The organism is Pseudofrankia inefficax (genome assembly GCF_000166135.1).
GTDB lineage: Bacteria > Actinomycetota > Actinomycetes > Frankiales > Frankiaceae > Pseudofrankia > Pseudofrankia inefficax.
Window position 1 is genome coordinate 7,400,092 of sequence record NC_014666.1, and the last position, 24,319, is coordinate 7,424,410.

General features: G+C 73.3%; 22 protein-coding genes. 8 read left to right on the forward strand and 14 right to left on the reverse strand.

Annotated elements, in window-relative coordinates:
* Nucleotides 1-115: 115 nt before the first annotated feature.
* From smpB to ftsE, 3 genes are all read right to left on the reverse strand, one after another.
* On the reverse strand, nucleotides 116-595 hold the full coding sequence (gene smpB / locus FRAEUI1C_RS29875) for an SsrA-binding protein SmpB (protein ID WP_013427115.1): 480 nt from the start codon (nucleotides 593-595) through the stop codon (nucleotides 116-118).
* A gap of 195 nt (nucleotides 596-790) precedes the next feature.
* Nucleotides 791-1,663 carry a permease-like cell division protein FtsX gene (gene ftsX / locus FRAEUI1C_RS29880; RefSeq protein ID WP_013427116.1) on the reverse strand — a complete coding sequence of 291 codons (873 nt, stop codon included), beginning with the start codon at nucleotides 1,661-1,663 and terminating at the stop codon, nucleotides 791-793.
* Nucleotides 1,663-2,397 (reverse strand): cell division ATP-binding protein FtsE, encoded by a 735-nt coding sequence (ftsE, locus tag FRAEUI1C_RS29885; RefSeq protein WP_013427117.1) that lies wholly within the window; start codon nucleotides 2,395-2,397, stop codon nucleotides 1,663-1,665. The genes ftsX and ftsE overlap by 1 nt, the downstream gene beginning before the upstream one ends.
* Nucleotides 2,398-2,616: 219 nt before the next feature.
* Here ftsE and FRAEUI1C_RS29890 point away from each other — a divergent pair, with 219 nt between their 5' ends.
* Together FRAEUI1C_RS29890 and FRAEUI1C_RS29895 are read left to right on the forward strand one after the other, a co-directional pair.
* Entirely contained in the window at nucleotides 2,617-2,826 is a 210-nt protein-coding gene (locus FRAEUI1C_RS29890; RefSeq protein WP_232425176.1) for a hypothetical protein, read from the forward strand.
* A 65-nt stretch (nucleotides 2,827-2,891) separates the two neighbouring features.
* Entirely contained in the window at nucleotides 2,892-4,148 is a 1,257-nt protein-coding gene (locus FRAEUI1C_RS29895; RefSeq protein WP_013427119.1) for a PQQ-dependent sugar dehydrogenase, read from the forward strand.
* Between the two features lie 67 nt (nucleotides 4,149-4,215).
* Here FRAEUI1C_RS29895 and cobA read toward each other — a convergent pair whose 3' ends face one another.
* Nucleotides 4,216-4,998, reverse strand: coding sequence for a uroporphyrinogen-III C-methyltransferase (cobA, locus tag FRAEUI1C_RS29900; RefSeq protein ID WP_013427120.1), 783 nt, complete (start codon nucleotides 4,996-4,998; stop codon nucleotides 4,216-4,218).
* Nucleotides 4,999-5,263: 265 nt separating this feature from the next.
* The gene (prfB, locus tag FRAEUI1C_RS29910; RefSeq protein ID WP_013427122.1) at nucleotides 5,264-6,367 is read right to left on the reverse strand and encodes a peptide chain release factor 2; all 1,104 of its coding nucleotides are present in this window, start codon (nucleotides 6,365-6,367) and stop codon (nucleotides 5,264-5,266) included.
* 624 nt (nucleotides 6,368-6,991) lie between these two features.
* Here prfB and FRAEUI1C_RS29915 point away from each other — a divergent pair.
* Nucleotides 6,992-7,987 carry a hypothetical protein gene (locus FRAEUI1C_RS29915; protein ID WP_013427123.1) on the forward strand — a complete coding sequence of 332 codons (996 nt, stop codon included), beginning with the start codon at nucleotides 6,992-6,994 and terminating at the stop codon, nucleotides 7,985-7,987.
* An 89-nt stretch (nucleotides 7,988-8,076) separates the two neighbouring features.
* Here FRAEUI1C_RS29915 and FRAEUI1C_RS29920 read toward each other — a convergent pair whose 3' ends face one another.
* Complete coding sequence (locus FRAEUI1C_RS29920) at nucleotides 8,077-8,472, reverse strand: pilus assembly protein TadG-related protein (protein WP_232425177.1); 396 nt, start codon at nucleotides 8,470-8,472, stop codon at nucleotides 8,077-8,079.
* 555 nt (nucleotides 8,473-9,027) lie between these two features.
* Between FRAEUI1C_RS29920 and FRAEUI1C_RS29925 the strand changes: the two genes are divergently transcribed.
* Both FRAEUI1C_RS29925 and FRAEUI1C_RS29930 read left to right on the forward strand, forming a co-directional pair.
* Entirely contained in the window at nucleotides 9,028-9,840 is an 813-nt protein-coding gene (locus tag FRAEUI1C_RS29925; protein WP_013427125.1) for a hypothetical protein, read from the forward strand.
* 130 nt (nucleotides 9,841-9,970) lie between these two features.
* The gene (locus tag FRAEUI1C_RS29930) at nucleotides 9,971-10,963 is read left to right on the forward strand and encodes a hypothetical protein (RefSeq protein ID WP_013427126.1); all 993 of its coding nucleotides are present in this window, start codon (nucleotides 9,971-9,973) and stop codon (nucleotides 10,961-10,963) included.
* A 390-nt stretch (nucleotides 10,964-11,353) separates the two neighbouring features.
* Here the strand turns inward: FRAEUI1C_RS29930 and FRAEUI1C_RS29935 are convergent, their stop codons facing one another.
* From FRAEUI1C_RS29935 to FRAEUI1C_RS29960, 6 genes are all read right to left on the reverse strand, one after another.
* Nucleotides 11,354-11,797: a hypothetical protein gene (locus tag FRAEUI1C_RS29935; RefSeq protein WP_013427127.1), complete on the reverse strand. Its 444-nt coding sequence runs from the start codon at nucleotides 11,795-11,797 to the stop codon at nucleotides 11,354-11,356.
* Between the two features lie 353 nt (nucleotides 11,798-12,150).
* A complete protein-coding gene (locus FRAEUI1C_RS29940) occupies nucleotides 12,151-12,540 on the reverse strand; it encodes a TadE/TadG family type IV pilus assembly protein (RefSeq protein WP_013427128.1) in 390 nt (129 codons plus the stop codon).
* Nucleotides 12,541-12,799: 259 nt separating this feature from the next.
* On the reverse strand, nucleotides 12,800-13,066 hold the full coding sequence (locus tag FRAEUI1C_RS29945; RefSeq protein ID WP_013427129.1) for a hypothetical protein: 267 nt from the start codon (nucleotides 13,064-13,066) through the stop codon (nucleotides 12,800-12,802).
* A 182-nt stretch (nucleotides 13,067-13,248) separates the two neighbouring features.
* Nucleotides 13,249-14,220 carry a type II secretion system F family protein gene (locus FRAEUI1C_RS29950; RefSeq protein ID WP_013427130.1) on the reverse strand — a complete coding sequence of 324 codons (972 nt, stop codon included), beginning with the start codon at nucleotides 14,218-14,220 and terminating at the stop codon, nucleotides 13,249-13,251.
* 7 nt (nucleotides 14,221-14,227) lie between these two features.
* Nucleotides 14,228-15,085, reverse strand: a complete 858-nt coding sequence (locus FRAEUI1C_RS29955) for a type II secretion system F family protein (protein ID WP_013427131.1) — start codon at nucleotides 15,083-15,085, stop codon at nucleotides 14,228-14,230.
* A gap of 31 nt (nucleotides 15,086-15,116) precedes the next feature.
* Complete coding sequence (locus tag FRAEUI1C_RS29960; RefSeq protein WP_013427132.1) at nucleotides 15,117-16,496, reverse strand: TadA family conjugal transfer-associated ATPase; 1,380 nt, start codon at nucleotides 16,494-16,496, stop codon at nucleotides 15,117-15,119.
* 695 nt (nucleotides 16,497-17,191) lie between these two features.
* On the opposite strand from FRAEUI1C_RS29960, the gene FRAEUI1C_RS29965 reads away from it, so the two are divergent.
* Complete coding sequence (locus tag FRAEUI1C_RS29965) at nucleotides 17,192-19,171, forward strand: PAS domain-containing protein (RefSeq protein WP_013427133.1); 1,980 nt, start codon at nucleotides 17,192-17,194, stop codon at nucleotides 19,169-19,171.
* Nucleotides 19,172-19,380: 209 nt separating this feature from the next.
* Here the strand turns inward: FRAEUI1C_RS29965 and FRAEUI1C_RS29970 are convergent, their stop codons facing one another.
* Both FRAEUI1C_RS29970 and FRAEUI1C_RS29975 read right to left on the reverse strand, forming a co-directional pair.
* Nucleotides 19,381-21,039 (reverse strand): helix-hairpin-helix domain-containing protein, encoded by a 1,659-nt coding sequence (locus FRAEUI1C_RS29970; protein WP_013427134.1) that lies wholly within the window; start codon nucleotides 21,037-21,039, stop codon nucleotides 19,381-19,383.
* Between the two features lie 442 nt (nucleotides 21,040-21,481).
* Complete coding sequence (locus tag FRAEUI1C_RS29975) at nucleotides 21,482-21,964, reverse strand: DUF6912 family protein (protein WP_013427135.1); 483 nt, start codon at nucleotides 21,962-21,964, stop codon at nucleotides 21,482-21,484.
* A 413-nt stretch (nucleotides 21,965-22,377) separates the two neighbouring features.
* Between FRAEUI1C_RS29975 and FRAEUI1C_RS29980 the strand changes: the two genes are divergently transcribed.
* Entirely contained in the window at nucleotides 22,378-22,881 is a 504-nt protein-coding gene (locus FRAEUI1C_RS29980; RefSeq protein ID WP_041259740.1) for a transcriptional regulator, read from the forward strand.
* Between the two features lie 171 nt (nucleotides 22,882-23,052).
* On the forward strand, nucleotides 23,053-24,273 hold the full coding sequence (locus FRAEUI1C_RS29985; protein WP_013427137.1) for a patatin-like phospholipase family protein: 1,221 nt from the start codon (nucleotides 23,053-23,055) through the stop codon (nucleotides 24,271-24,273).
* Nucleotides 24,274-24,319: the final 46 nt, after the last annotated feature.

Consider the following 24,319-nt stretch of genomic DNA (forward strand, 5'->3'; position numbering starts at 1 on the left):
GGGCCGCCTGCCGCACGGTCGCCGCCGGCCGGGTCGCCGGGCGTCCGCCCACCGCTGGACGCCCAGGCACCGGCCGCACCGACTGGACCGGACGCACGGGCCGACGGTCGCTGGCTCAGCTGAAGCGGCCCTTCGCCTGACGGCCCATGATCCGGGACATCTCCCGCTTCGCGTCCTTCTCGGCCAGGGCGTGCCGCTTGTCGTAGGACTTGCGGCCGCGGGCCAACGCGATCTCGATCTTGGCCCGGCCGTCCTTCCAGTAGAGGGCGAGCGGCACGAGCGTCAGGCCGCCTTCCTTCGTCTTGCCGACCAGCTTCTCGATCTCGTCGCGGTGCAGCAGCAGCTTGCGCTTGCGCCGCGGAGCGTGGTTCGTCCAGGTTCCCTCGGTGTACTCCGGGATGTGGACGGCGTGCAGCCAGACCTCGCCGTTCTCAATCTGCGCGAACCCGTCGACCAGGGAAGCCCGGCCCATCCGCAGCGACTTGACCTCGGTGCCCGTGAGCACGACCCCGGCCTCGTAGGTGTCGAGGATGTCGTACTCATGCCGCGCCCGCCGGTTCTGCGCGATGTTCTTGCGCCCGGTCTCCTTCGCCACCGTCTTTCCCTCTCCCACCTGGCGCCCCGGGCACGCGCCGCCCCTCGGCCGGCCACGCGCCGGAAACACCTCAAGGTCACGAGATTACGCCCCCGGGACACCCCCGGCGCGAGCCGCGACGCCAGGCCTCGCGCGTAGGACCGCCCCCGGTCCAGGTGCCCGAGGCGGGGCGGTGGCCACACCGGTGCCCGGGTCTCAGGCGTGCAGGTGACGGCGCAGGGCAAGGCTGCCCATCGCGGCCGCGGCGAGGGCGCCGACCGCCATGACCGCGGCCACCGCGACCCAGACCGCGTCCCAGCCGAACAGCGGGAACATCGTCTGATGGGCGAACCGCCCGTCGACCAGGAACGCCTTGGCCGCGACGAGCGCGCCAGCCGCCACGGCACCCCCGATCAGCCCCGACAGCGCGCATTCCAGCACGAACGGCGCCCGGACCGTCGCGTTCGTCGCCCCGACCAGGCGCATGATGGCCGTCTCCCGGCGCCGGGAGTGCGCGGAGACACGGATCATCGTGTAGATCAGCAGGCCCGACGCGGCCGCCTGCACGGCGGCGAGCACGAACGCGGCGACGCTGAACCCGTCGAGCATCCGGTACAGCGGGCTGAGCAGCGCGTGCTGGTCGCGGACCGCCTCGACCCCGTCGCGGCCGGTGTACCCCAGCACGATCTGGTCGCCGTCCCGCGGATCGACCAGGCGCAGGCGCAGCGCGGCGGGCAGGTCGGCGGCCGTCACCCCGGACACGACATCGGGGGACGCCCGGAAGTCCCGCTCGAACCGGTCGTACACCTGCTGCTTGTTCTCATACCGGACGTCGACCACGGTCGGGTCGGCCTTCAGGTCGGAGATCAGGGCGGCGCGCTGGGCAGGGGTGATGCCGTCGGAGAGGTCGATGACGACCTCCAGCTGGTCGAGCAGGTAGCCGTCGATCGTGTGGACCTCGGCGCGCAGCAGCAGGCCGGCGCCGAGCATCGCCAGGCAGACCGCGGCCGTGATGACCACCGCCGAGGTCACCGCCAGGTTGCGCCGCAGCCCCGCGCCGAGAATCGCGAGCAGCGGCCCGATCCGCACTAGCGCACCCCAGCCGTCTCATTCGCCGGCAGAGGCACCTCGCCGGTGTCCTCGCCGTCGTAGGCGCCGCGCTGCTCGTCCCGGACGCAGACCCCGTCGGCGAGTTCGACGACCCGGCGGCGGCGGGCGTCGACCAGCGCGGCGTTGTGGGTGGCCATGACGACGGTCGTCCCGGTCCGGTTGACCGCGTCGAGCAGCCGCATGATCCCCTCGCTGGTCGCCGGGTCGAGGTTGCCGGTCGGCTCGTCGGCGAGCAGCACCCGGGGCCGCCCGACCATCGCCCGGGCCACCGCGACCCGTTGCTGCTCGCCGCCGGACAGCTCGTCGGGGTAACGGTTCTCCTTGCCCGCGAGGCCCACGAGTCCGAGTACCTCGGGAACGACCGTGCGCACCACGTGCCGCGGGCGGCCGACGACGTCGAGCGCGAAGGCGACGTTCCCGGCGACGGTCCGGTCCGGCAGCAGCCGAAAGTCCTGGAAGACGCAGCCGATGGTCCGGCGCAGCAGCGGCACCCGCCGGTCGGGGATCGCCGCGAGGTCCACCCCGTCGAGGGCGACCAGGCCGCTGGTCGCGCGTTCCTCCCGCAGCAGCAGGCGCAGCAGGGTCGACTTGCCCGAGCCGGACGGTCCGACCAGGAAGACGAACTCCCCGGCGTCGATGCGCAGGGTGACGTCGCGCAGTGCCGGCCTGCTCCCGGCCGGGTACGTCATCGTCACCGCGTCGAGCCGGATCATTCCGAGCTCCCTCCGCCCAGCCAGGCGGGCGGCGCACCGGCGCCGTCCGCCTCGGCTACCCCGTTCGTCACTGTCCGAGCCACTTCCACAACTGTAGGTGACGGGATGGTCGTAGCCGGTAAGCGGGCGTACGGTGAACAGACGGCGTCCAACGGTGTGGCCCCGCCCGAGATCCGGGCCGGTTCATGATCAGCAGGGGCCCGGCGTCCTGGTGAGCGTGTGAGAGGGGACGACAGCATGTGCTGTGAGGACCTGGTCTGCGCACACTGCGCCCGGCCTGTGGCCGAGGGCCATTGCGCGACGTGTCGTGCCGCCCGCGCCGAGCTCCATCACGAGTCCGGCGGCTTCACGCTTACCCCGCAGATGGTCGCGCTCATTCTGCTGGTGCTGACCGTCGTGGCGCTCCTCGCCGCCCACCAGGTTCCGTAAAGGGTCCCGTAAAGGTTTCGCGGCGTTCGGCGCACCTCGGACGGTCGCGGGCCAATCATGGACTCATGACGCGGAGTTGCGAGCCAGGGCGAGCGACCATCTCGGGTGCACGGCGGGCCGCAGGAGCCGTCGCGGCGGGCATCCTCGCCGCCGTCCTGGCCGCCTGCTCCGGTGGGGGATCGTCCAACCCGCCTGCCGCGTCGCCGAGCACCGGTACTGCCGCCGCCACGACGCCACACCCGCCGGCGACCGGGTCGCAAGCGGCGGACGTCGTGATCGCCACCGGGCTGCGGTCCCCGTGGGGCCTGGCCTTCCTGCCGAACCGGGACGTACTGGTCGGAGAACGCGACAGCGGCCAGATCATGCTCCTGCCCACCGATCCGGCGGTGTCCTCCGGCTACGGGAAGCCACGCCTGCTCGGCACGGTGCCCGACGTCCATCACGCCGGTGAGGGCGGCCTGCTGGGCCTCGCCGTCTCGCCCACCTTCGCCGCCGACCAGCTCGTCTACGCCTACCTGACGACGAACACGGACAACCGGATCGTCCGTTTCACCCTCGACGGAGGCGACGCGGGCACGCTGCCGCGGCTCGGCGCGCCGCACCCGATCCTCACCGGGCTCGCCGCGGGGACCTTCCATGACGGAGGCCGGATCGCGTTCGGCCCGGACGGAATGCTCTACGCCGGAGTCGGCGACGCCACCGAGCCGTCACGCTCGCAGAACCTCGCAAGCCTGAACGGCAAGATCCTGCGGATGCGCCCGGACGGCTCCGTCCCGCCCGGCAATCCCTTCCCGAACTCGCTGGTCTACAGCTACGGCCACCGCAACGTGCAGGGCCTGGCCTGGGACAGCGCCGGGCGGTTGTGGGAGACCGAGTTCGGCCAGAACCGCTGGGACGAGATCAACCTGATCCGCCCGGGCGCGAACTACGGCTGGCCGCTCGTCGAGGGCATCGGCGACACCCAGGGCGGGAGGTTCGCGAACCCGGTGGTGACCTGGCCGGTCGACCAGGCGTCACCCAGCGGGGCGGCGATCATCGACGACACGCTCTACGCGGCGGCGCTGCGCGGCCAGCGGATCTGGTCGGTCGACCTGCGGCCCAGCCTCGACGCCGCCCCGGCACTCACCACCGCGTCCTCCGGGAGTGGCTCCGCCGGCGCCGCCCTGCAGGTCGGCACGCCGCAGGCACTGCGCGCCACCGCCTACGGCCGGTTGCGCACCCTGGCCGTCGCTCCCGACGGCACGCTGTGGGTCACCACGAGCAACACCGACAGCCGTGGCAAGCCCGCACCGGACGACGACCGCGTCATCTCCCTGCGCTGATCGACCGGCTCACCGCTGAGCCCCCGGCAGACCGGACCACCGCTGCCGGGCGCCGGGGTGGAACGGCTCAGTCGGGAATCCGGTAGGTCTCCAGCTCCTCGCGCAGGGCGACGACCTCACCGATCACGATGACGGCGGGTGAGGTGACGCCGGCCGCCTCCGCGGCCACGGCGATGTCGGCGAGGGTGCCGGTCACGACACGCTGCTGGGAGCTGGCGCCGTCCTGGATGACCGCCACCGGCGTCGTCGCCGGACGGCCTCGCTTGACCAGCTCGCGGCTGATCTCGGGCAGGGCGGCCACGCCCATCAGGACGACGACGGTTCCCGGGCCAGCCGCCAGCGCGTCCCAGTTCGACGTCGATCCCGGATGCGACGGGTCGACATGGCCGGAGACGACAGCCAGGTCCTGGGTGATGCCTCGATGGGTCACCGGGATGCCGGCCAGCGCAGGAACGGCGACCGCGCTGGTGACACCGGGGACGACCTCGCAGGGCACCCCGACGGCGGCGCAGGCGAGTGCCTCCTCGCCACCGCGGCCGAACAGGAACGGATCTCCGCCCTTGAGCCGGACCACCCGCAGGCCGCGCAGCGCGCGCTCGACGAGCAGACTGTTGATCTCGTCCTGCGAGAGGTTGTGGCCGTGCGGCCCCTTGGCGGCGTCGACGATCTCGACCTCTGGCCCGAGGTCGGCGAGCAGCTCGCGGGGCGCGAGCCGGTCGACCACGACGACGTCCGCCCGGCGCAGCAGGTCGCGGCCACGCACGGTGATCAGATCCGCCGCGCCCGGGCCGCCGCCGACCAGCGCCACCCAGCCGACGCCACCCGGCCGGGCCACGTCGTGACCCGTCACTCGGCCAGCTCCGTGATCTCGTCCAGGTCGGCTGCGTCAGCCGGCCCGTCCGCCGCCGGGGCGTCCGGCGGCTCGCCGACCGCGAAAAGCTCGTCCAACAGACGCACCTGGGCTTCCTTGAGATCAACGATCCGCCGGCCGGTCGAACGGCGCGCCGCCGGCCAGGTCCACGTCCACGACCCGTGCCAGCGCCCGGACGGCGGACGGCGATGTCCGGGCGAGCCGGGCGGGCGGGTGCGCATCGTGGTTGTCGGTTCCGCGGCTGCTAGTGCGAGCCCGACTCGGCCGACCGCCGCCAACGCACCTCGGCGTCGATGAAGTCGTCTATCTCGCCGTCCAGCACACCGCCGGTGTTGGACGTCTCGACCTCGGTCCGCAGGTCCTTCACCATCTGGTACGGGTGCAGGACGTAGTTGCGGATCTGGGAGCCGAACGAGACGTCCTGCGGGCCGCCGGTCAGCCGCTGTTTCTCGGCCGCCTCCTCGGCGCGCCGGCGTTCCAGCAGCTTGGCCTGCAGCACGACCATCGCCGCGGCCTTGTTCTGCAGCTGGCTGCGCTCGTTCTGGCAGGTCACGACGATGCCGGTCGGCAGGTGCGTGATGCGCACGGCCGAGTCGGTCGTGTTCACTCCCTGGCCGCCAGGGCCGGACGACCGGAAAATGTCGACCCGAAGGTCCTTGTCGTCGATGTCGACATGATCGGACAGTTCCACGACCGGGGTGATCTCGACACCGGCGAACGACGTCTGCCGACGGTTCTGGTTATCGAACGGGCTGATACGCACCAGTCGGTGGACGCCGTGCTCACTGCGCAACGTTCCGTACGCATACGGAGCCTTGACCAGGAAGGTGGCCGACTTGAGCCCGGCCTCCTCGGCCTCCGACGAGTCATAGACCTCGGTGGAGTAACCGTGCCGCTCGGCCCAGCGGAGGTACATGCGCAGCAGCATCGCGGTCCAGTCGGCGGCGTCGACGCCGCCGGCACCGGCGGACAGCTGGACGATCGCGTCCCGCTCGTCGTACTCACCGGACAGCAGGGTGCGGACCTCGAGGGTCGAGATGTCCCTGGCCAACGTGGGCAGTTGCCCGGTCGCCTCGGAGATCAGGTCGTCGTCCTCGAGCTCGAACGCGGTCATGATGTTGTCGAGCCGGTCGCGCAGGCCCTCGACGCGGCTGATGTCGCCTCGCACCGAGGACAGCTTGCGGGTCACCACCTGCGCTCGGTCCTGGTCGCTCCACAGGTCCGGGTCCGAGGCCTCCTGCTCGAGGTCAGCGGCTCGCCGACGCAGCCCCTCGACGTCCAACACGGTCTCGATACCGGTCAGGGTCGAGTCGAGGTTCTTGAGCTCCTCGGCGATGTCGGCGGCCATAGCGTCCACCTTACCGAGATCGCGGGCTCCCTGGCCGCGACCGTGATCGCGAGCCGTCCCCGCCGCCAGCCGCGAGGCCCGGCCACGAGGCCCGGCCCGCCGCCCGCCAGGCCCGGTTCGGTGTCGTGCGGCCCGGCGCGTACTCCGGTCTGTGCGTCCGGAGTGACCACGACGCCTATTGTTAACATGCAATTGCATCGCGATACATTTCGGAAACATTAACGGCGCACCGCCGGCCGGCAGGTAACACAATACGAACTACCCCACCGGACGACAAAGTCCGAAGGGGGCCTCGCATCGAGGTCCCACGACGTCGACCAGCGAAAAGTCGCACCCGGAGACGCAGCCCACACGGATTCCCGACAGCCCGGGCGTCAGCCGGCGGTGTTGAACGCTATCTTCAAATGAAGGTTCCCGCTACGCCGTGAGGTAGTTCTAGATGCGATCACATCGCGGTCCGTCGGCCGCTTCGACCGCCCTGGCACCCGGGTTCCCTGCCTTCGATCCGCCGGCTGGCGGCAGCGGTACCGACCTCCCCGGGGCTGGCGCCGCAACGGCGACGTCCCGCGTGGCCAGCAGGCCGTCGGCTGGCGCGGCCGAAAGCGGAACACGGAGGCCATCGCCGTGTCGGATGCCGTCGACAGGCGTTTCCTGCTTCGTACCTTCGGGGCCTCGGCGGTCGCGGTGAGCCTCGAACACCCCAATCTCGAGAACCTGCGCAGCACGACCGACCTGCATCAGGCCTGCTCGGCGGCACTCGCCGCGGCGATCAGCGGTTACGAGACCTCCGACCTGACCAGCACGGCGAGCTCGATGCGGCCGCTGGAGAACACCACCCGCACGATCCCGCGCCAGCGCCGGCTGCGCGGCCGGGACGCCATCGACTGGATGCGGCTGCACGCCGCGGTCACCGTCGTCTCCGCGGGCACCGACTACGACCGCGGTCTGCACACCGACGCCGCGACCCGCTCGGACCGGGCCGCGAGCCTCGCCCGCGCGGCCGGCGACGGCCCGCTCGCGGCCCGGGCGCTGGCGCTGCGCGCGCGGATGGTCCGTCAGTACAGCCCGGCCGTCTCGCTGCAGATCGCCGGCGCGGCCGCCCGGATCGCCGGTCACAGCCCGTCTCGCGCGATGATCGCCGGCAAGGTCGTCGCGGGCGCCTACGCCGCGACAGGTGACACCGCTGGTGTGCGCGACGCGGTGGCTCGCGCCTGGCGCACGATGGAGGCGCTGGACGCGGAAGCCCACGGCCGGCCCGGCTTCGCGATCGAGACCTACTCCCCCGCCGATCTCGCGCTCGCCTCGGCCGAGGCACTCACGACCGTCGGCGCGCCGGAGGAGGCCCGGCCGTACCTCGTGAAGGCCTACAGCCTGATCAAGGACAGCGGGCAGACCGGAATGATCGTGTCGGTACGGATGGCGCAGGCGCGAGCCGCCGTCAGCGGCGAGCGGCCGGACCACTACGAGGCGGCCGAGCACGCCGCGGCCGCGGTCGCGCTGGCCGCCGACCGGCCGGCCGAGTGGGTGGCCCGCCTGGTCCGGGACGTCTCGAACCTGGCCGAGGAACGGACCGGCCACGCCCTCGACGACCTGGTCGCGGCCACCGCCAGCTGGGTCTGATCTGGCATCCGGGCCGTGCGGCTACCGGCCGGGCCGGCTACCGGGCCGGCCGGTAGCCGCACGGCCGGGACCGCCTCCGGGCGCCGGCCTCAGGGCTGGCCGCGCACGACCGTCTGGGCGTCCGCCGTGGCGTGGACAGTGACCGGGCCGACCCCCAGGAAGCCGATGAGCGGCAGGTCGACGACCCGGCTGCCCCGCACCTCGACCGTGTCCGCGTCGACCAGCGTCGCGGACAGCTGGGTCGAGCCACTCGGGTCGGCGCTCTCCTGGTAGTCCGCGACGGTGGTCATGACGTCGGCGAGCGGCAGCTCGTCGAGCGGGCCGGTCGCGGTGTAGACGGCCTGTTCGTCGACCCGCTGCGCGGCCGCGAGCGCCGCGCCGTCGGCCGCGGCGGCGACCGAACGGCGGGCCAGGAAGACCGCGGAGACGTCGGTCACGACGACGGCGAGCATCGCCGTGACCAGCAGGAAGCCAAGCGTCAGCATCAGGATCGTGCCGTCGTCGCGCGCCGGCCGCGGCCCGGGGCCAGCGCGGCGCCCCCGAACCACCGAGCGCACAACGAGCCAAACCGGGATCACCGGCCCATTGTCGCGCACCGCGCTCGAACCCGCACGGGCCGCCCACCGCATGCGCCACATTTGCCGGCGACCACCGGCCGAACATTGTTTCTGACGGTCAACCCCGACGGTTCGCCGGCAAGCGGCCCACGTCACCCGAAGCCCGGCTGGAACACCGTCAAAGGCGCAAGGAACCGAAACCTTACGGCGTGACCGCACGCCGCGGGCCGCCTGACCGCGGGCATTCGAGACGCCACGACCGACATCCCGGCGCCCAGCCTGTGACCGAGGTAAATCTTCCGTTACGTAAGCGTGGGTCTCCGACGGCACGTGGTTTGATCGACACGTTAGTGGCACCTCAGCGGAGGACCGCCAGCAACCGGGCAGCAGCCAGCTGGACATTCCGGGCCTGAACACTCCGGAGAACGCGTACTCGGCCGCCGCCCCCGACAACCGCGCCGGAGCCCGCTTTCGGGACGGCGTATGGAAAGGGGCAGCGTGCTCCCGCGCGAAGCCGCAATGCTGCTGCGCTTCGTCCAGGCTGGCCAGCCGGTGGCCGCCACGGCCGTCGCCGCCGCCCTGACGGCCGGCGGCGACCGGGCGGACCAGGCCGACCACGTGGTGCGGCACTGGCGCAATGAGCTGGTCGCGCTCGCCGCGAGTCCCGCACTCGACGGCCGGTCGGCCCGGCCGGTCCGCGCGTCGCTCGGCGGCGCCCTGCAGGGCCTGCTGGTGCTGTCCCTGGCCGATTTGCGGGACGTGACAGACGAGACCGAGCTGGTCCGGCTCGTCGCTCGCCTGGTGGTGCGGCGCGACCTGCCGGCCGGCTGGCACGCGGCTCGGACGCGGGACGCGGACGACGACGCCGGGCCGGACCTGCTGGACGCCGCGGCGTCGCCGGGCGAGGTCAAAGCCTGGATCATGGTCGCCGGGCGCGTCCCGGCGTCGGTGTTGAGTCCCGCGCGCGAGCTGTGGTCCACCGACCGGGTCGGCGGCCAGCGGACCGGGGGCCGGCCACTGCCACGCGCCCTCGGCGAGTTGCCCGCGGTCGGCCTCGGCCTCACCCTCCTGCGCGAGTACCGCGCGCTCGCCGGCGTCGCCACGGCCGCCTACGCCGAGTTCGGCCTGAATCCGGCCGTACCCACCGCGACCAGGGCAGCGACCGCCGCCCGCACCGCCGGCCGGGGCGTCGCCACGTACCTTCCGCCGCTTCTCGCCGACACCCGGCCACTCGTCCCCGTTCCGCGCGGCCACCAGATGGCCAGGCCGGCGCCGCGGCCTGACGGCGTTCGCTGACCCGGCATTACCGTCTCGCTACCGGATGGGTGCAAGCTCGCACTGAAAGCTACGTAAAGCCGGTTATCGTTCCCTTGACGCCATTGCCGGAGCTCAGGCTCCTGGCCGAGGGCAACTGAGGGGAGAGCCGGTGCGCCAGCGGGAGGCCGACACGCTGCTGCGGTTCGTCCGGGCGGCTCGGCCGGTCGCGGCCACGGCTGTCGCCGTCACCGAGGGACCGGACGGCGACCCGCGGGCCCAGGCCGACCGCCTCGTGCGGCACTGGCGCAACGAGTTGGTCCCGCTGGCGGCCCTTCCCGGCGTCGGCGGCCGATTCGCGCAGCCGATCCGCGAGGTGCTCGCCGGGACCGTCCAGGGCCTCCTGGTGCTGTCACTCGCGCAGGTGTGCGGGGTGATGGACGAGGACGAGCAGGTCCGCCTGGTCGCCCGCCTCGTGCTGCGGGACGACCTGCCACCCGGATGGTCGCCGTCCGGGGCGGCCGAGCCGCCGCCCGGCGAGGCGTGGCCGGACCCGTTCGCCAAGCGGGACCCGGCGGCCAAGCGCGATATCTTCGCCACCCCCGTCGCGTCGGCGGCTCCCGTGACGTCGGCGGCCCCGACGACGTCAGCCATCCCTGTGCCGTCGGCGGTTCCGGTCGAGTCGGCCGCCGACTATGAAGGCGACCAGGACAACGCGGGCCCGGCCGCGATCAGCCTCGCGGATGCGGTGCCCGGTCAGGGAGGCGAGGCCGACCCGGCCGACTCGCCCGAGGAGACCGAGACCTGGAAGCTGGTCGCGCAGCGCATTCCGGTGACGATCCTGCGCGCGGCTCGGGAGCTGTGGACGATCCACCGGCTGGCCGGACAGCGCGCCGAGGGCCGGCTCTGGCACCGCGCGCTCGGCAGCCTCCCCGCGGTCGGCATCGTCGGCGCGACCCTCGGCGAGCGCCACGCCCTGTCCGATATCGCCACGGCCGCCTACGCCGAGCTGGGCCTCGCCCCAGCCGAGCCGGGCACCGCGCCATCCGTCGCGGCGCGGGCCACGGCCGCCGCGAAATCGGTCAAAACTACCGCGAAGGGCGTGGCTTCCTACCTACCGTCGCTACCCGACGTCAGACGACGCCCACCCTTCGGCCGGTCCTAGCTCTTCCCGCGCTCTGCCGCCCGGCCGGCACACCACCACCTTCAGGCCTAAAATCGCCATCTTGACCAGCTGGCCTTTGGGGTCCGGGCCTTGTGACCCCCCGGACCCTGTACGCGAATTGCCTGCAGTTACGGCTCAAGTCGACCCACCCGGTGACCGGGAGGCCCGTACCCGCCGGCTGATCGCCGATGCCCGGTGAATCAGACATCAGTCATACCTGGCGGTCGACCGCGGGCGAGATTCACCGCCATCACGTAGGACTTGCACGGACTCAAGGCCCGCAACAAGCCGGCAGCGGCCGCCGGAGGGCAGAATCGACGACCCTTACATCCCGCGACAGATCCGCAGGAACGGCCATTGTTTCGCGCATCTCTGCCGCGCCGATTCCGGCTAGGCCACGGGAGCCGCCCGGTCGGCTCGATACTGGTCAATGACCACGACGAACTGACCATTCACCGTCACGTTCGCCAAATGGCTGCCGAGAATGCCGGCGCCGGGCAGCGGAATGGTCGTGCGGACGCAGACGACGAACTGGGCGCCGGGCTCCAGGGTCTCGGCGCCGTCGCCGGGGTCGGCCGCGCCGCAGCTGGCACCCTGAGGCGCGAAGCGCAGCTGTGGAGCGCCCGGGAGGCCCTGATCCTGGAAGGCGAGCTGGGCGGCCAGTTGGGCGCGGGTCAGGCCGTCGTCCTCGTCATCCGCCGTCGCGTAGGCGCGGCCGGCCTCCCGCGCCGCCTGCGTCACCGCGAACGCCGAGCGCTGCACGTCGAACAGCGCCAGGAAGAAATAGACGAACGGGATCAGCAGCACCACCGACAGCCCGATGAACTCGATCATCGCCGAGCCGGCGTCCGGCCGCCGACCACGGTCCCGCCGGCCTCGTGCCGCGTCTGACCGGGTTGGCCTCGTCCCGAGACCACCAAGATCGCCGCCTTGGCCCTCGCGTGGCTGTAACCGACGCGGATCCGTGACCACGTGAGGGCCAAAACGGCGATCAAGCCAGCGGGCCGACCTCGCCGGACCAGGCACTGGTTCGCGCACGCCTCGCAGCCGCTGGTCTCGTTCCGGCTGGAGTCGTTCCAGCCAGCCACGTTCCCGCAGGCCACGTTTCCGCACGCCATGTTTCCGCACGCCACCTGTCCGCGGGCCTCGCTGCCGCTTTGCCGGTGCCGGCACCGGGGATCGGATCGTCACCGGGTCTCCTTGACGGCGTGGCCGGTCACGTGGATCGTCACGCCGCCGCCGAACGGGAGCAGGCTGAGCGGGACGCGGACCTCGCAGGTCACCTGGACCAGCGGGATGTCGTCCGGGCCGCCGACCTGGCTGCCCACACAGGTGGCATCGGCGCGGCCGGGGATCGACTCGGCGATCAGCCGCTGCGCGTACGGCCCACCGTCGGCCGGGTCGACGTTCAGGTTCGCGCCGTGCCGGGCGCCCTCGGCCGCGTTCGCGACGAGGGTGTTACGGACGTGCAGGACCAGGCCGAGCTGGATGATCCCGAGGAACAGGAACAGCAGCAGGGTGCTGACCAGCACGAACTCGACGATCGCCGAGCCCGCGTCCGACCGCCGACCCGGCACCGCCGGCCGACCCGGCGCCGCCGGCCGACCTGCCAACGCGGGCCGGGACCGTCGGCGAGCTCGAACGTCCGCGCGCCCCGGTCCCGGGGCCGCCGAAGCGAGACCGTTCGTCTGATCGCCGCTTTCGCCCTCACCTGGTCGTTGGACGGCCGCTGTCACAGCCATCCGAGGGCGGAAACCGCGATCATGAACGCGACAGGCCGGAACCGGGACCAGCACGGCCAGGTGCGGCGCTGGTGATCGGCCGCGCCGCGATGGCTCAGCCGCCACCACCGCTGCCGCCGATGCCGGTGACCTTGTTGATCGCGGTCGTGAACATGTTCTGCAGCGCAGGGGTGGCGATCGTGGCGATCGCGACCACCAGCGCGGCGGTCATCACCGTCACCATCACCCAGCCGGGCACGTCGCCGCGGTCGCCGCGCCCACGCGCCGAGCCCGTGCCGGACGAAGGCCGCCGGTCCCACCAATGCCCACGGTCCCACCATGCGAGGTACCCGACGACCAGTGCCGTCGTGATGCGTGCCATCTCGTCCTCCCAGTTCGGCGAAACCTCCGGTCGTGGACGGCGGACGCCGCCCGCGACCAAGGGCCGCCAGCCGATCCCGAACCCCCTGGCCCCCCTCGAACCCGCGGGTCCCCACCCGCGGCGGCGCCCCCTCGGCACCGCTCACCCCGACCGCGCCGCGCACCGGCGCGATCAGGGAGTCCTTACTGCGCGAAGAACGTGAAGCTCACCAGCGCCGGGTAGAAGGCGAAGATCACCGTCGTCGGCAGTACCAGGAAGACGACGGGCACCATCATCGCGATCTCCTTGCGGCCGCCGGACTCCAGAAGCTGGCGCCGGCCGGCCTCCCGGACGTCGACGGCCTGCGCGCGCAACACGTCGGCCAGCGGTGTGCCGCGCTCGATCGCGACGGCCATGCCGTCGACGAACCGGGCCAGCGAGCCGAGCGTGGTCCGCGTCGCGATCCCCTCCAGGGCCTGCACGAGCGTGGCGCCGGCGCGGGCGTCGGCGAGCGCGAGCCGCAGCTCGTAGCCAAGCTCGCCGTGGGTCAGCCGGGCGACCCGCTCCAGCGCGCCGACCGGCGACTCCCCGGCCGTGACGGCGAGCGCGAGCAGCTCGGCGATCGTCGGGAACTCCATCAGCATCCGGTCCTCGCGGGCCCGGATCGCCCTGGTCAGCCACCATTCCCGGCCGACGACGCCACCGGCGACACCCGCGACGATCAGCGCGACCCCGACGACCGGCGGCGGACCGACCCCGATGACCGCTCGCGGCACCAGCAGCACCGCGCCGACCAGCCCACCGGCGACGGCGAGGATCACCTGCTGGGTACGGAACTCCTCGACCGAGGTCCGCCCGCCGGCCTGGGTCAGCCGCCGGACCAGGCCGGCGCGCCCGCCCAGGAACCGGTCGAGGCGACGGGCCGCGTCCTCCAGGAACGGCCGGGCGAGCGCCTCGACCGCCGCCAGCGGTGTCGGCGCGACCCGGGCCGACCGGCGGGCCGCGTGGGCCGCGCTGTCGTCGAGCAGCCGGGACGGCGCCGGGGTGTCCCGCAGGTAGGGCTCGATCCGGTCCGCGTACCGAATCCGGCGGGCACGTGGCGACCGGATCGCGACGATCACCAGCCCGATGCCGGCCACCAGCCCGAGCAGCGCCCCGGTGGCGGCGAGGCTCATCGAACTCTCATGGGCGCAGCACCCGCCCTTCTTCAGGAAGTCGGCCAATGCGCTTCATCACGACGTAGGCGAACACTGACACGGCACCGCCTCCGACGAGCACCGCGACGCCGGTAGGGCTGTCGTAGGCGGACACGTTCTGGCCGCGGGTGGCCAGCAGGAGCAGCACCACCCAGGGCGCGGCGAGGGCGAGGCGCGCGGCGTTGACGGTCCAGCTCTGCCGGGTCTCCAGCTCGGCCCGGGTGCGGGCGTCCTCGCGCAGGAACGTCGACAGGGTGCGCAGCAGCCGGCCGAGGTCGGTGCCACCGACCTCCCTGGCCAGCCGCAGCGACTCGATGATCCGGTCGGCCACCGGATCGGCGAGCTCGTCCGCGAGCTTGTCCAGGCAGGAGCTGAACGAGCCGCTGGCCCGGTACTCCTCGCCGAACCGGGTGAACGCCCCGCGCAGCGGCGCCGGGCCACGCTGGCCGACGGCGGCGAGGCCTTCGGGCAGCGACATGCCCGCACGCACGGCACTCGCCAGGTTGTCGACGACGTCGGGCCACATCCCGCGCAGGTCCGCCATCCGGGCCCTACGACGGCGGGCGACCAGGGTTCGCGGCAGGAACGCGGCGAACACGAAGAACGCGAACCCGAGCGACCACGTCGCCGTGACGGCGAAGATGACGAACCCGACGACGACGCCGATGGCGACGCTCACCGCGACGAACTGGCCCGGGCCCAGGCCCCGCACCCCCGCCTGCGCGAGCAGCTCGGTGGTGGACCGCCGCCAGCCGGGCTCCGCGGCGCTCCGTCGCCGCGGCGCCCTCGGCCCGACGATCAGAAACATCCCGAGCCCGAACAGCAGCCCCACGAAGATCCCCATCAGGCCTCCCCCACGGCCGGGGCGGCGCGCCTCATCGCTCCACCGCGATCTCCGGCCAGCCCCGGTCCGGCGGGGCCAGCAGCGCGGCGAGGTCGTAGCCGGCCCGGGCGAACCGGTCCGGGTGCGGCGGATAGCCCTCGGCGCGGACCAGCGTGTCGCCGTAGGACCGGAAGATCTGCGCGACCTCGACGACGTCGCCCTCGGCCCGGCCGGGCAGCGCGACGATCTCCGTCACCCGTCGGCGGCCGTGCGCGTCCTTGATCAGGTGAACGACGAGGTCCACGCTCGCGGCGACGGTCGGGACGACGAAGTTGTGACTGACGTTCTCGCCGGCGAGCAGCGGCAGTGTGCACAGCTTGGTGACGGCCTCCCGCGCCGAGTTGGCGTGCAGGCTGCACATCCCCGGCAGGCCCGAGTTCAGCGCGATCAGCAGGTCCAGGGCCTCCTCCTGGCGGACCTCGCCGACGAGCAGCCGGTCCGGGCGCATCCGCAACGCCTCCTTGATCAGGCGGCGGAGCCGGATCTCCCCGGTGCCCTCGAGGTTCGCCTGCCTGGTCTGCATGGCGACCCAGTCGGGTGCGCGCAGCCGCAGCTCGAAGACCTCCTCGCAGCTGATCACCCGTTCGCGGGCGGGGATCGCCGAGCCGAGGCAGTTGAGCATCGTGGTCTTCCCGGCCTGGGTGCCGCCGGCGATGATGATGTTCAGACCGGCGATGACCGACGCCTCCAGGAAGGCCGCGGCCGATGGCGGGAGCGTTCCCTTGGCCACCAGCTCGTCAAGGCTGGACGCCGAGAGGATGAACTTGCGGATGTTGACGGACCAGTGCAGGCGGGTCACGTCCGGGATGACGACGTGCAGCCGCGAGCCGTCCGGGAGCATCGCGTCCACGAACGGGGTCGAGAGGTCCACCCGGCGCCCGGAGGTCTTCAGCATCCGCTCGACCAGGTCCTGCACCTGGTCGCCGGTGAGGATCGTGGTGGTGAGCTCGCTGCGGCCATGACGGGCGATGAACACCCGGCCCGGCTCGTTGATCCAGATCTCCTCGACGGCCGGGTCGTCGAGGTGGCGCTGCAGCGGCCCGAAGCCGGCGACCGCGTCGTAGACCAGCCGGGCGACCAGCTCACGATCGACGATGGGCGGCAGGTCGCTGGTGAGCACGCGCTCCTCGTAGTCGCCGAGCACGTCGTCGACCAGCCGGCGCACCACGACCGGCTCCCGCGCCGGGTCGAGCGCCCGGCGCCGGACCAGCTCCCGGACCTCGTTCTCCACCAGAGACGCCGCGTCCGGCCAGCCGGCCGGCGCGCCGGCACCCAGGCCGCCTGCCGGGCCTGGGCCGGCGCCCAGCCCAGCCGGGTAAGGGCCACCCCGTACCGCCGCCACGAGAGTCCGCCGCTCCTCGTCCAGGCGCACGCAGCCACCCCCCGCACGACCGTGGCCGGAACCTGCCAACCCGGTATCGACACGAAGGGTAGAAAGCACGCCACATTCCGGCAACCCCGAAGGAAGGGGATGCACCGAACAACGTTCGCACAACCCCTCCGAGGGCTTGGTGGCGGGGTACGGTTATCCGGACACCCAGAGTGATTCGTGCATCGCTCCAGCAGTCAGAACGATGGCCTCCCGTGGCATAAAGCGGACACGGCGATCAAGCCGCAGGCCGGACCACCCGGAACGACAGGCTCAAACGTCCAGGTCCACCGGCCCGCACGGGGCGATTCCCGGGCCTTGTGCGCCCTTGCGGCCTGCCGGCACATCCCGCCCCGCAGGTGGGCAAGGCGGCCGGGCCCACGAAAGGGACCGACGGCGCCTTACCGGCGCAGAAACACCAGGTGCGGGCCGGCGCGCCCGCGCCACATCCACGCGCCTCACGAGTCCGCCACTCGGTCCGCGCTAATCTGCTGACGCTTCGCAACCTTCCACGTTCGGTCAGTCACGATCCGGTTCGGCGACGGACCTTCCCCCCACGTCCCCGCCCTGTCCGGGCCGCCGTGGCGTGCCTCCCGGGGGTCTCGAGTGTCTTCCCATGTCCATCCGCTGTCGGCTGCCGACCGCGTGCCGGCGAGCCTGGTCTCGACGGCTGTCCACGGCGTCCTGGCGGTCTCCGCGTGAACGGCGCGTCGGACGGCCATCCCGGCGACGAGGGCGGCGACCTCGCCCGCGGCACCGAGCCGGCCCGCGAGGCGAGTCTCGGCGAGGCGGTTCTCGGCGCGACGTCGGCCGCCGACGAGGCCGACAGGGCCGAAGAAGCCGACGGTCCAGGCTGGGCCGCCGGCGACCGGCCGGCCGAGGTCGCCGAGTCGGCCGTCGCCGACGCCGCGGCGGCGGCTGGCTGGGAGATCTTTCGCCGAGTGGCGATGAGCTGCCCGGTGCCGGTCTTCGCGACGGACGCCGTCGGCCGGCATGTCTTCGTCAATCCGCGCTGGAGTGAGCTGACCGGCGTCGATCCGGACGAGGCGCTCGGCTGGGGCTGGGAACGAGCGATCCACCCACACGACCTGCTGACCGTCACCAACCAGTGGGGACGGGCCCGGGCCGGTGGCGACGGGGTGTGGGTCCGGCTGCGGCTGCTGCGGCCCGACGGGCTGCACCGCGCCGCCATCCTGCAGGCCGTGGCGACCGCCGCGGGTGCCGGGGGTGCCCGGTTCATCGGGACCCTGACGCCGCTGCCGCCCGTGCCGGCCTGGCCGCCGCTGGGCCCGTCGGTCCGCGCGAGCCGGCTCGGGGTCGAGCCTGGCGGCCCTGGCGTCCCGACGTGGGGGGCCGAGTGGACGGACCTGCCGACCCGAGCCGGGGGCCCAGAGCGGTCCGCCCTCCAGCACCAGTCGAGGGAGCCGGCCGACGAGCAGGGGCCGACTGTCCCCGTGGCGTTGCCGCGGCCGCGCACCGGCCAGGAGCCGTCGCTGCCGCCGGCCGACCGCCTCGGCGGGGCCGACCGCGACGACACGCACGGCTGGGGCGCGGGGCCGGCCTGGGACGCCGTACGCGCCTGGCCCGGCCCGCGCGGCCGGAATCACGCCGACTCCACCGACCCGCGCCACGGCGACGAACGAGACGACGGCGGCCCGGACTGGTGGGACGGCGCCACCGCCCCCGACGGGCCGCCGGACCGACACCGATCCGGCGGGGTTCCCGGCGACGACGAACCGGACGCCGATGACCCGCACGACCTGGGTGACCTAGGTGACCTGGGCCCGGCGGACTTCCCACTCGGGCTGGGCGAACGCGACCGGCCCCGTGAACGGCCAAGACGCGACCACCTCACCTGGGATGGTGACCGCCGACGGGCGACCGCGCCCGACGGCGGCGACAGCTGGCCCGGCAGGGCCGACCCGCAGTCACCGCCGACGCTGGGCGGCGAATGGCGCTCGGCGATCGCGCTGCACGGCCGCGCCGTCGACGGCCACCGCGCGGACGGTCAGGACCCGCGCCGGGGGCCCCTCGGCGGTAGTCACGAAAGCCGGCATGCGGACCACGCCAGGTGGGCCCACGGCGGAGGCCAGGGCGCAGGCCGCGGCCACGGCGCGGGCGGCACCGGCGGCGGGAGGGGCACCGGTGGCGAGGGGCAGGCGGGCGGCCACGGTTCCGGCGACGGCGGCCACGGCCGGTTCGACCGGATGCCGCCCGCCGAGTGCGGCTGCCTCTACGGCGAGCTGGCCCGCGCCGAGGCCGCGTGTCGTGACCGGGAGCGCTGGCTGACCAGCCTGCTTGCCGAGCTGCCCGCCGCGGTACTGCTCGCCGACGCGCACAGCCAGGTGGTGGGCGTCAACCAGGCGTACTGCGACCTGTTCGACCTGGCCGAGGCCCCGGTCGACCTGGTCGGCACCGACTGCCGGCTGTTGCTGCGGCCGCGGGCCGGGCTGGTGGACGACCCGGCCGGCTTCGCCGACCGCCTCGACACCCTGTTGCGCCGCCGCAGGACGCTGCGCCGGGAGGCCGTGATGTTCGCCGACGGCCGCGTCTTCGAGCGCAGCCATCTGCCGCTGGTCAGCCCTGACGGCTACCGCGGCCACCTCTGGCTCTACATCGACGTCACCGACCGGCGGATCCTCGACGCCGAGATCGAAGGCCTGATCTCGGAGCTCTGACCCCGGCACGCAGCCTGTATCGCGAGCCCCCACCCGCCATCGCTGTTTGAGCCCCGGGGTGGTCGTGGAAACGTCTCCACCACGACCATCCCAGGGCCGAAACGGCGAGCAACGTCCGGCGGGCAGCGGTTCGGGGGACGCCGATCTTGAGGGATTTCGGAGTCAGGTCGACCTTCGTCTGGTTGACCGACGATCCACGGGGCGTGGCGTCAGTAGCTCAGGTCTTCAAGACCGCGGGACTGGAGCTCGCGGGCCTGGCCGACCCAGTCGTCGGAGAGGATGCGGCTGCCGAACCCGTCAAGCCTGGCCGAGAGCCGGTCGACGTCGGTGTCTCCCATCGCCGCCAACTGGCTGAACGAGGTGATGCCGAGTGTGCGCAGCCGCGCCTCGATCACCGGGCCGATGCCGACAATCTCCTTGAGGTTGTCGGTCGAGGGCACCGGCTCGGCGGGCCCACCCCAGGACGGCGGCACCGGCTCGTCAACGTCGTCGGCGACAGGCTCAGCCACGACGGCCTCAGGCACGACGACCTCGGGCTCGGCCGCCTCCGGCTCGAAAACGACGGCCTCAGGCACAGGCTCGGGCTCGACGTCGTCAGACACGACGACCTGAGAGACGACCGGCTCGGACACGACGGGCTCGGGCACGACGGGCTCGGGGCCAAGCTCGTCGGGCTTGGACGCGCCGGCCTCGGCAGGCACCGGCTCGGGCACGAGCACCGGCTCGGCGGCAGGCGTAGGCGCGAGCACCTCCCGGTCAGGCCCGGGAACCGTGCGGGCGTCGGCGTCCAGGATCTCCTGGACGACCGCGTCCAGCGCCGCGGTGTCGACGGCGGGCGGCTCGGTCCCGTTCGGGCCACCGTCGGCCGGGCCCGCGGCACTGCCGGCCGGCACCAGGGCGGCCAGGGCGGTGCGCTGCCGGGCGGGCACCGTGCGCGCCGCGCCCGTCGAGCGGCCCGGGACCCGGGTGCCACCGAGGGCCACCACCCGACCGGTGGTCGGGGCGAACAGATCAGCGCCATCCACCAGGTCGGTACGGTCCGCGACATCGACGCTGTCCACCGCGGCGACCTCGGCGACGTCGGTCCGGCCGGCAGCCCCGTCGACCGTCCTGGCCACGGGCTCGTCGGCCGGAGCGGAACCCGCTGGGGCATCGACGGACGCGGCGTCGAGGTCACCGTGCGCACGGCTCGCGGCCCACGCCTCGGCGATCGACTCGGCCTCGGCGATCCGGACCAGCAGGCCGGCACGCTCGGCGGCCCATTCCGCCTGCCGGCGATCCAGCCGCTCCGTGACGGCCGCGGCCTGGTGCGCGGCTTCCTCCACCTCGGTGCGCACGATCGCCAGCCGAGCCGAGAACCGGGCGGCCCGCGCCTCCGCCTCGGCCAGCGCGGTCTGCAGCCGGCGGGTCTCCCGGCTCTGCTCGTCGGCGGCCTCGCCGCGCAGCTCGGCCTCGATCTGGGCCATCCGCGCCTGCGCCGCGTCGACCTGCTCGACCGCCGTCGCGACCTGGCGCTCGGCCGCGCTCACTCGGCTCTCCGACTCCCCGACCTGCTGCTCGGCCGCGGCGAGCCGGGTCACCAGCTCCGCGTTCTCCACCGCGCTGCGCTCCTCCTGCCGGCGCAGCCAGTCCGTCAGCGCGGCAAGGCGGTCCTCATCCAGTTCCGCGAGCCCGCTCCGGGCCCGCCCGTCCGCCCGATCACCGTCGGAGGCAGCCGCGGCCGGGCCAGGTCGGTCCTCGGCGCCCGCCGTGGCGGACGACGCGCGCTGCCGGCGCAGCGGGCGGATCAGGAAGATCCAGGCGAGTGCGGCGCCCAGCACGAGCGCGATCAGCACGAACACCAGGACCTGCCCGAAGAGGTACAGCACGGGAAACCAGCCTCCCTCCCGCGCCGGGCTCCGGGCGTGGGCGGTCGAACGCGGACAGCAGTCAGATCGAGCACAAGACGGTCGAGCGGCGGGAACGGCAGCACACCGCCGGGCGCCACGGTTGGAGTGCCGTAGCGACCTGCTGGTGATTGGAGGTTGGCGACGCGCGTCAGCCGCGACCACGCGGGTCCTCGTTGTCCGGCTAGATGCCCATCTGACACGGGACAATAGCGCGCCGCACCAGACACAGCGGACAGCGACTCGCCGAACGACACACACCGGACACCGCTGTCCCGCACCGGCCGTCAGCGGCGCACCGGGCGGGTCGGCGCGCCCCTGTCCGGGCAGGTCACAGGCACCTTCGGGCGCGACCGAACTCCGCCCCGGGATCAAGGCCAATAAAGCCAAAACTACGAATCACTCAGGGCGCGAGGCACCCGGGTCAGACGAGGTCGGGCAGTTCCTGGGTCGCGAACCAGAGCAGCTCGTAGCCCTCGGCGCCGTCGACAACGAACGACGCGTCCTCGCCACCGAGGTCCGACTCGATCACCGCGTCCGCGGCGGCCGCCACCGCGGCCTCGGCGGCGGTGTCGTCGACGTGGATCGCCTGCACCGCCGTCAGCGGCACCGGGACTGTCACCTCGACCACGCCACGGTCCAGGTCGTCGCGGACCCGGATGGCCGCGTCGTCGACGTCGGCGGCGAAGACCACCCGGCGCCTGGGCGCGGTGGCGTCGGCGTCCAGCAGCCGGAGACAGGCCCGCGCGGCGGCGAGCAGCGCGGCGTACTCCATCTCCTCGGTGTCCGACTGGGCGTACCACTCCCGGACCGCCGGGGTCACCCCGAACGCGAGTCCGGCGGGTACCGAGCGGTCGGCGAGCACCGTCCGCGCGGCCGTCAACGTTGACGGAAGGTAGACGCGCACGTAGCCAGTGTGCCCCTGACACCGGCCGTCGCCGCGCGGCACCCCCTCGATTGATAGCTCACTGTGACGGACTTGGTTACGCGGAGCGATTCGCGGGCATCGACACCACCAGTGACGGCGGCAGGTCTGGTCGCCAGCCCGATCGCACATCGCGGAGGGGGGTCAGCGCGATGACAGTACGTAGCGAACGACGCCTCTCCTTGGACGGCAGGCCCGGCGTCGGGCGAACCTTCGGTGTCGGGCGCACGTCACCACACATAGTTCGGTAAACGGACTCTTTCTACGGTGTTAATCCGTTGTCACGGGTGGCGGTCCAAAGCTGGGTCGCCAGGCCGTCACGGCGGGGCGCCACCGCGGGCCCGGACGTCGAGACCTGTCGTTCGGGAGCTCGTTCGAGGCTGGGGGTGAGTCGGGTGAGCCGGGAGTACGCGAAGGCCGTGGGGTCTCGCCTACGGGCGATCCGGATTCAGCAAGGACTTTCGCTGCAGGGTGTCGAGCAGAAGTCCCGCGGTCGGTGGAAGACCGCCGCGGTTGGCTCGTACGAGCGCGGCGACCGCATGATCAGTGTTCATCAGCTCTCCGAGCTGGCCGGCTTCTACGGTGTCCCCGTCTCGGCACTGCTGCCGAACGAGGACCAGATGCCGCCGCGTGAGCGCCGCCCGCGCACGGTGTTGAACCTTGAGAAGCTCGCCCAGGCTCCGCCCGACACCTCGGCGCTGGTTCGCCGGTGGGTGGCGCAGATCCAGCGGCAGCGCGACGACTACGCCGGCCATGTGCTCTCGATCCGAGACGGTGACCTGCGGGCGCTCGCCCTGCTCCACGACACGACACCTCAGGAGTTCGCCGACCGGCTGCGGGCCTGGGGCGTGCTGGAGACCAGCCTGCCGGAGCCGGAGGAGCCCGAGGACCTCGACTAGCTCCGCCCAGGCGACGCGGAACCCAGGCCGCCGGGTGCGCTCGACGCCAGTCGCGTCGAGCGCACCCGGCCGCCGACGGCTCGACGGCGGTCAGTGCGGACCGTGACCGGACCCGCGTGGCCACCGCGCCCAGGAAGGCGCGGCCGGCCGCGCTGGGAGGTGGTGGCGACGATGACACGTAAACAAACCCTGGCCCGCCGACGGACGCCGCGCCGGGGCCTGGTCCTCGGCGCCGGCGGGATCCTCGGCTCAGCCTGGATGATCGGCGCGTTGCGGACGTATCAGGAGCGGACCGGCGACGACGTCCGGTCGTTCGACCTGATCGTCGGCACGTCGGCGGGCTCGGTGGTCTCGGCGTTGCTCAGTGTGGACGTCGAGATCGACACCATGGCCGACTCGGAACGGGGCCAGTACGCCCCGGGCGCGCCGGTGCTGGACTACCGCGAGCTGGGGCCGTCGCTGCCGCCGCCCCCTCGGATGCGGATGGGCTCGCCGCGGCTGTTGACCACCGGGGTGCTGCACCCGCACCGGCTGACGCCGATGGTGGCGCTCGCGGCCCTGCTGCCGCAGGGCCGCGGCACGCTCGCCGCCGTCGGCGACCTCGTCGGCCAGGCCGCGGCCGCGCGGCCGGTCGACCCGGACCGCTGGCCGGCCCGGCTGCGCATCGTCGCGATGGACTTCGACTCCGGCCACCGGGTGCTCTTCGGCGCGGACGACGCACCGACGGCGCCGCTCGCGCAGGCGGTGATGGCCTCCTGCGCGATCCCGGGCTGGTACGCCCCGGTCCTGGTGGACGGGCGCCGGTTCGTGGACGGCGGCACCCGCTCGCCGACGTCGCTCGACCTCTGCGTGGACGCCGGCCTCGACGAGATCCTCGTGCTGGCGCCGGCCTGCGCCTTCGACTACGACCGCCCGCACCGCCCGGTCGCCGTGCTCGAACGGCAGCTGCGCCGGGCGGCGACCCGTCGGCTGGCCGCGGAGATCACGCTGGCGGAGGCGACCGGCGCCCGGGTCCGCGTGTTGTGCCCCGGGCCGGCCGACCTGGTCGCGATGGGCGGCAACGTGATGGATCTGGCCCGGCGGACCGCCGTCTTCGAGACGTCGCTGCGCACCTCGGCGGCGGCCCTCGCCGACCTGCCCAGCCGGCCGAGGCCGCAGGCCAGGACGACCGTGCCGGCGACGACGCGGACGCCAGCCCCGACGCGGACGCCAGCCCCGACGCTGCCGCGGACGGCCCGGCCGGTCTCGGGCGCCGGCGCCGCGACGCCGCAGACCGGGACCCGGCCCATGCCGACGCCCTCGACCATCCCGACCAGGCCGATCACCCGGCCAAGTGGGGTGTCGCCGGCTCACGGCCCGGTCGTCCGGGAGGAGCCAGATCTCGCCGGCTAGCCAGGCGTCGACTCGCCGGCCGGGCCGGACCAGCCTCGCCGTCACC

Coding starts and splice junctions, on each gene's coding strand:
- ftsE (WP_013427117.1), bottom strand. CDS start 2,397: ATGATCCGGCTCGACGCGGTGACGATGACGTACCCGGCCGGGAGCAGG.
- FRAEUI1C_RS29895 (WP_013427119.1), top strand. CDS start 2,892: ATGACGCGGAGTTGCGAGCCAGGGCGAGCGACCATCTCGGGTGCACGG.
- prfB (WP_013427122.1), bottom strand. CDS start 6,367: ATGGCCGCCGACATCGCCGAGGAGCTCAAGAACCTCGACTCGACCCTG.
- FRAEUI1C_RS29920 (WP_232425177.1), bottom strand. CDS start 8,472: ATGCTGACGCTTGGCTTCCTGCTGGTCACGGCGATGCTCGCCGTCGTC.
- FRAEUI1C_RS29925 (WP_013427125.1), top strand. CDS start 9,028: ATGGAAAGGGGCAGCGTGCTCCCGCGCGAAGCCGCAATGCTGCTGCGC.
- FRAEUI1C_RS29935 (WP_013427127.1), bottom strand. CDS start 11,797: ATGATCGAGTTCATCGGGCTGTCGGTGGTGCTGCTGATCCCGTTCGTC.
- FRAEUI1C_RS29945 (WP_013427129.1), bottom strand. CDS start 13,066: ATGGCACGCATCACGACGGCACTGGTCGTCGGGTACCTCGCATGGTGG.
- FRAEUI1C_RS29950 (WP_013427130.1), bottom strand. CDS start 14,220: ATGAGCCTCGCCGCCACCGGGGCGCTGCTCGGGCTGGTGGCCGGCATC.
- FRAEUI1C_RS29955 (WP_013427131.1), bottom strand. CDS start 15,085: ATGGGGATCTTCGTGGGGCTGCTGTTCGGGCTCGGGATGTTTCTGATC.
- FRAEUI1C_RS29985 (WP_013427137.1), top strand. CDS start 23,053: ATGACACGTAAACAAACCCTGGCCCGCCGACGGACGCCGCGCCGGGGC.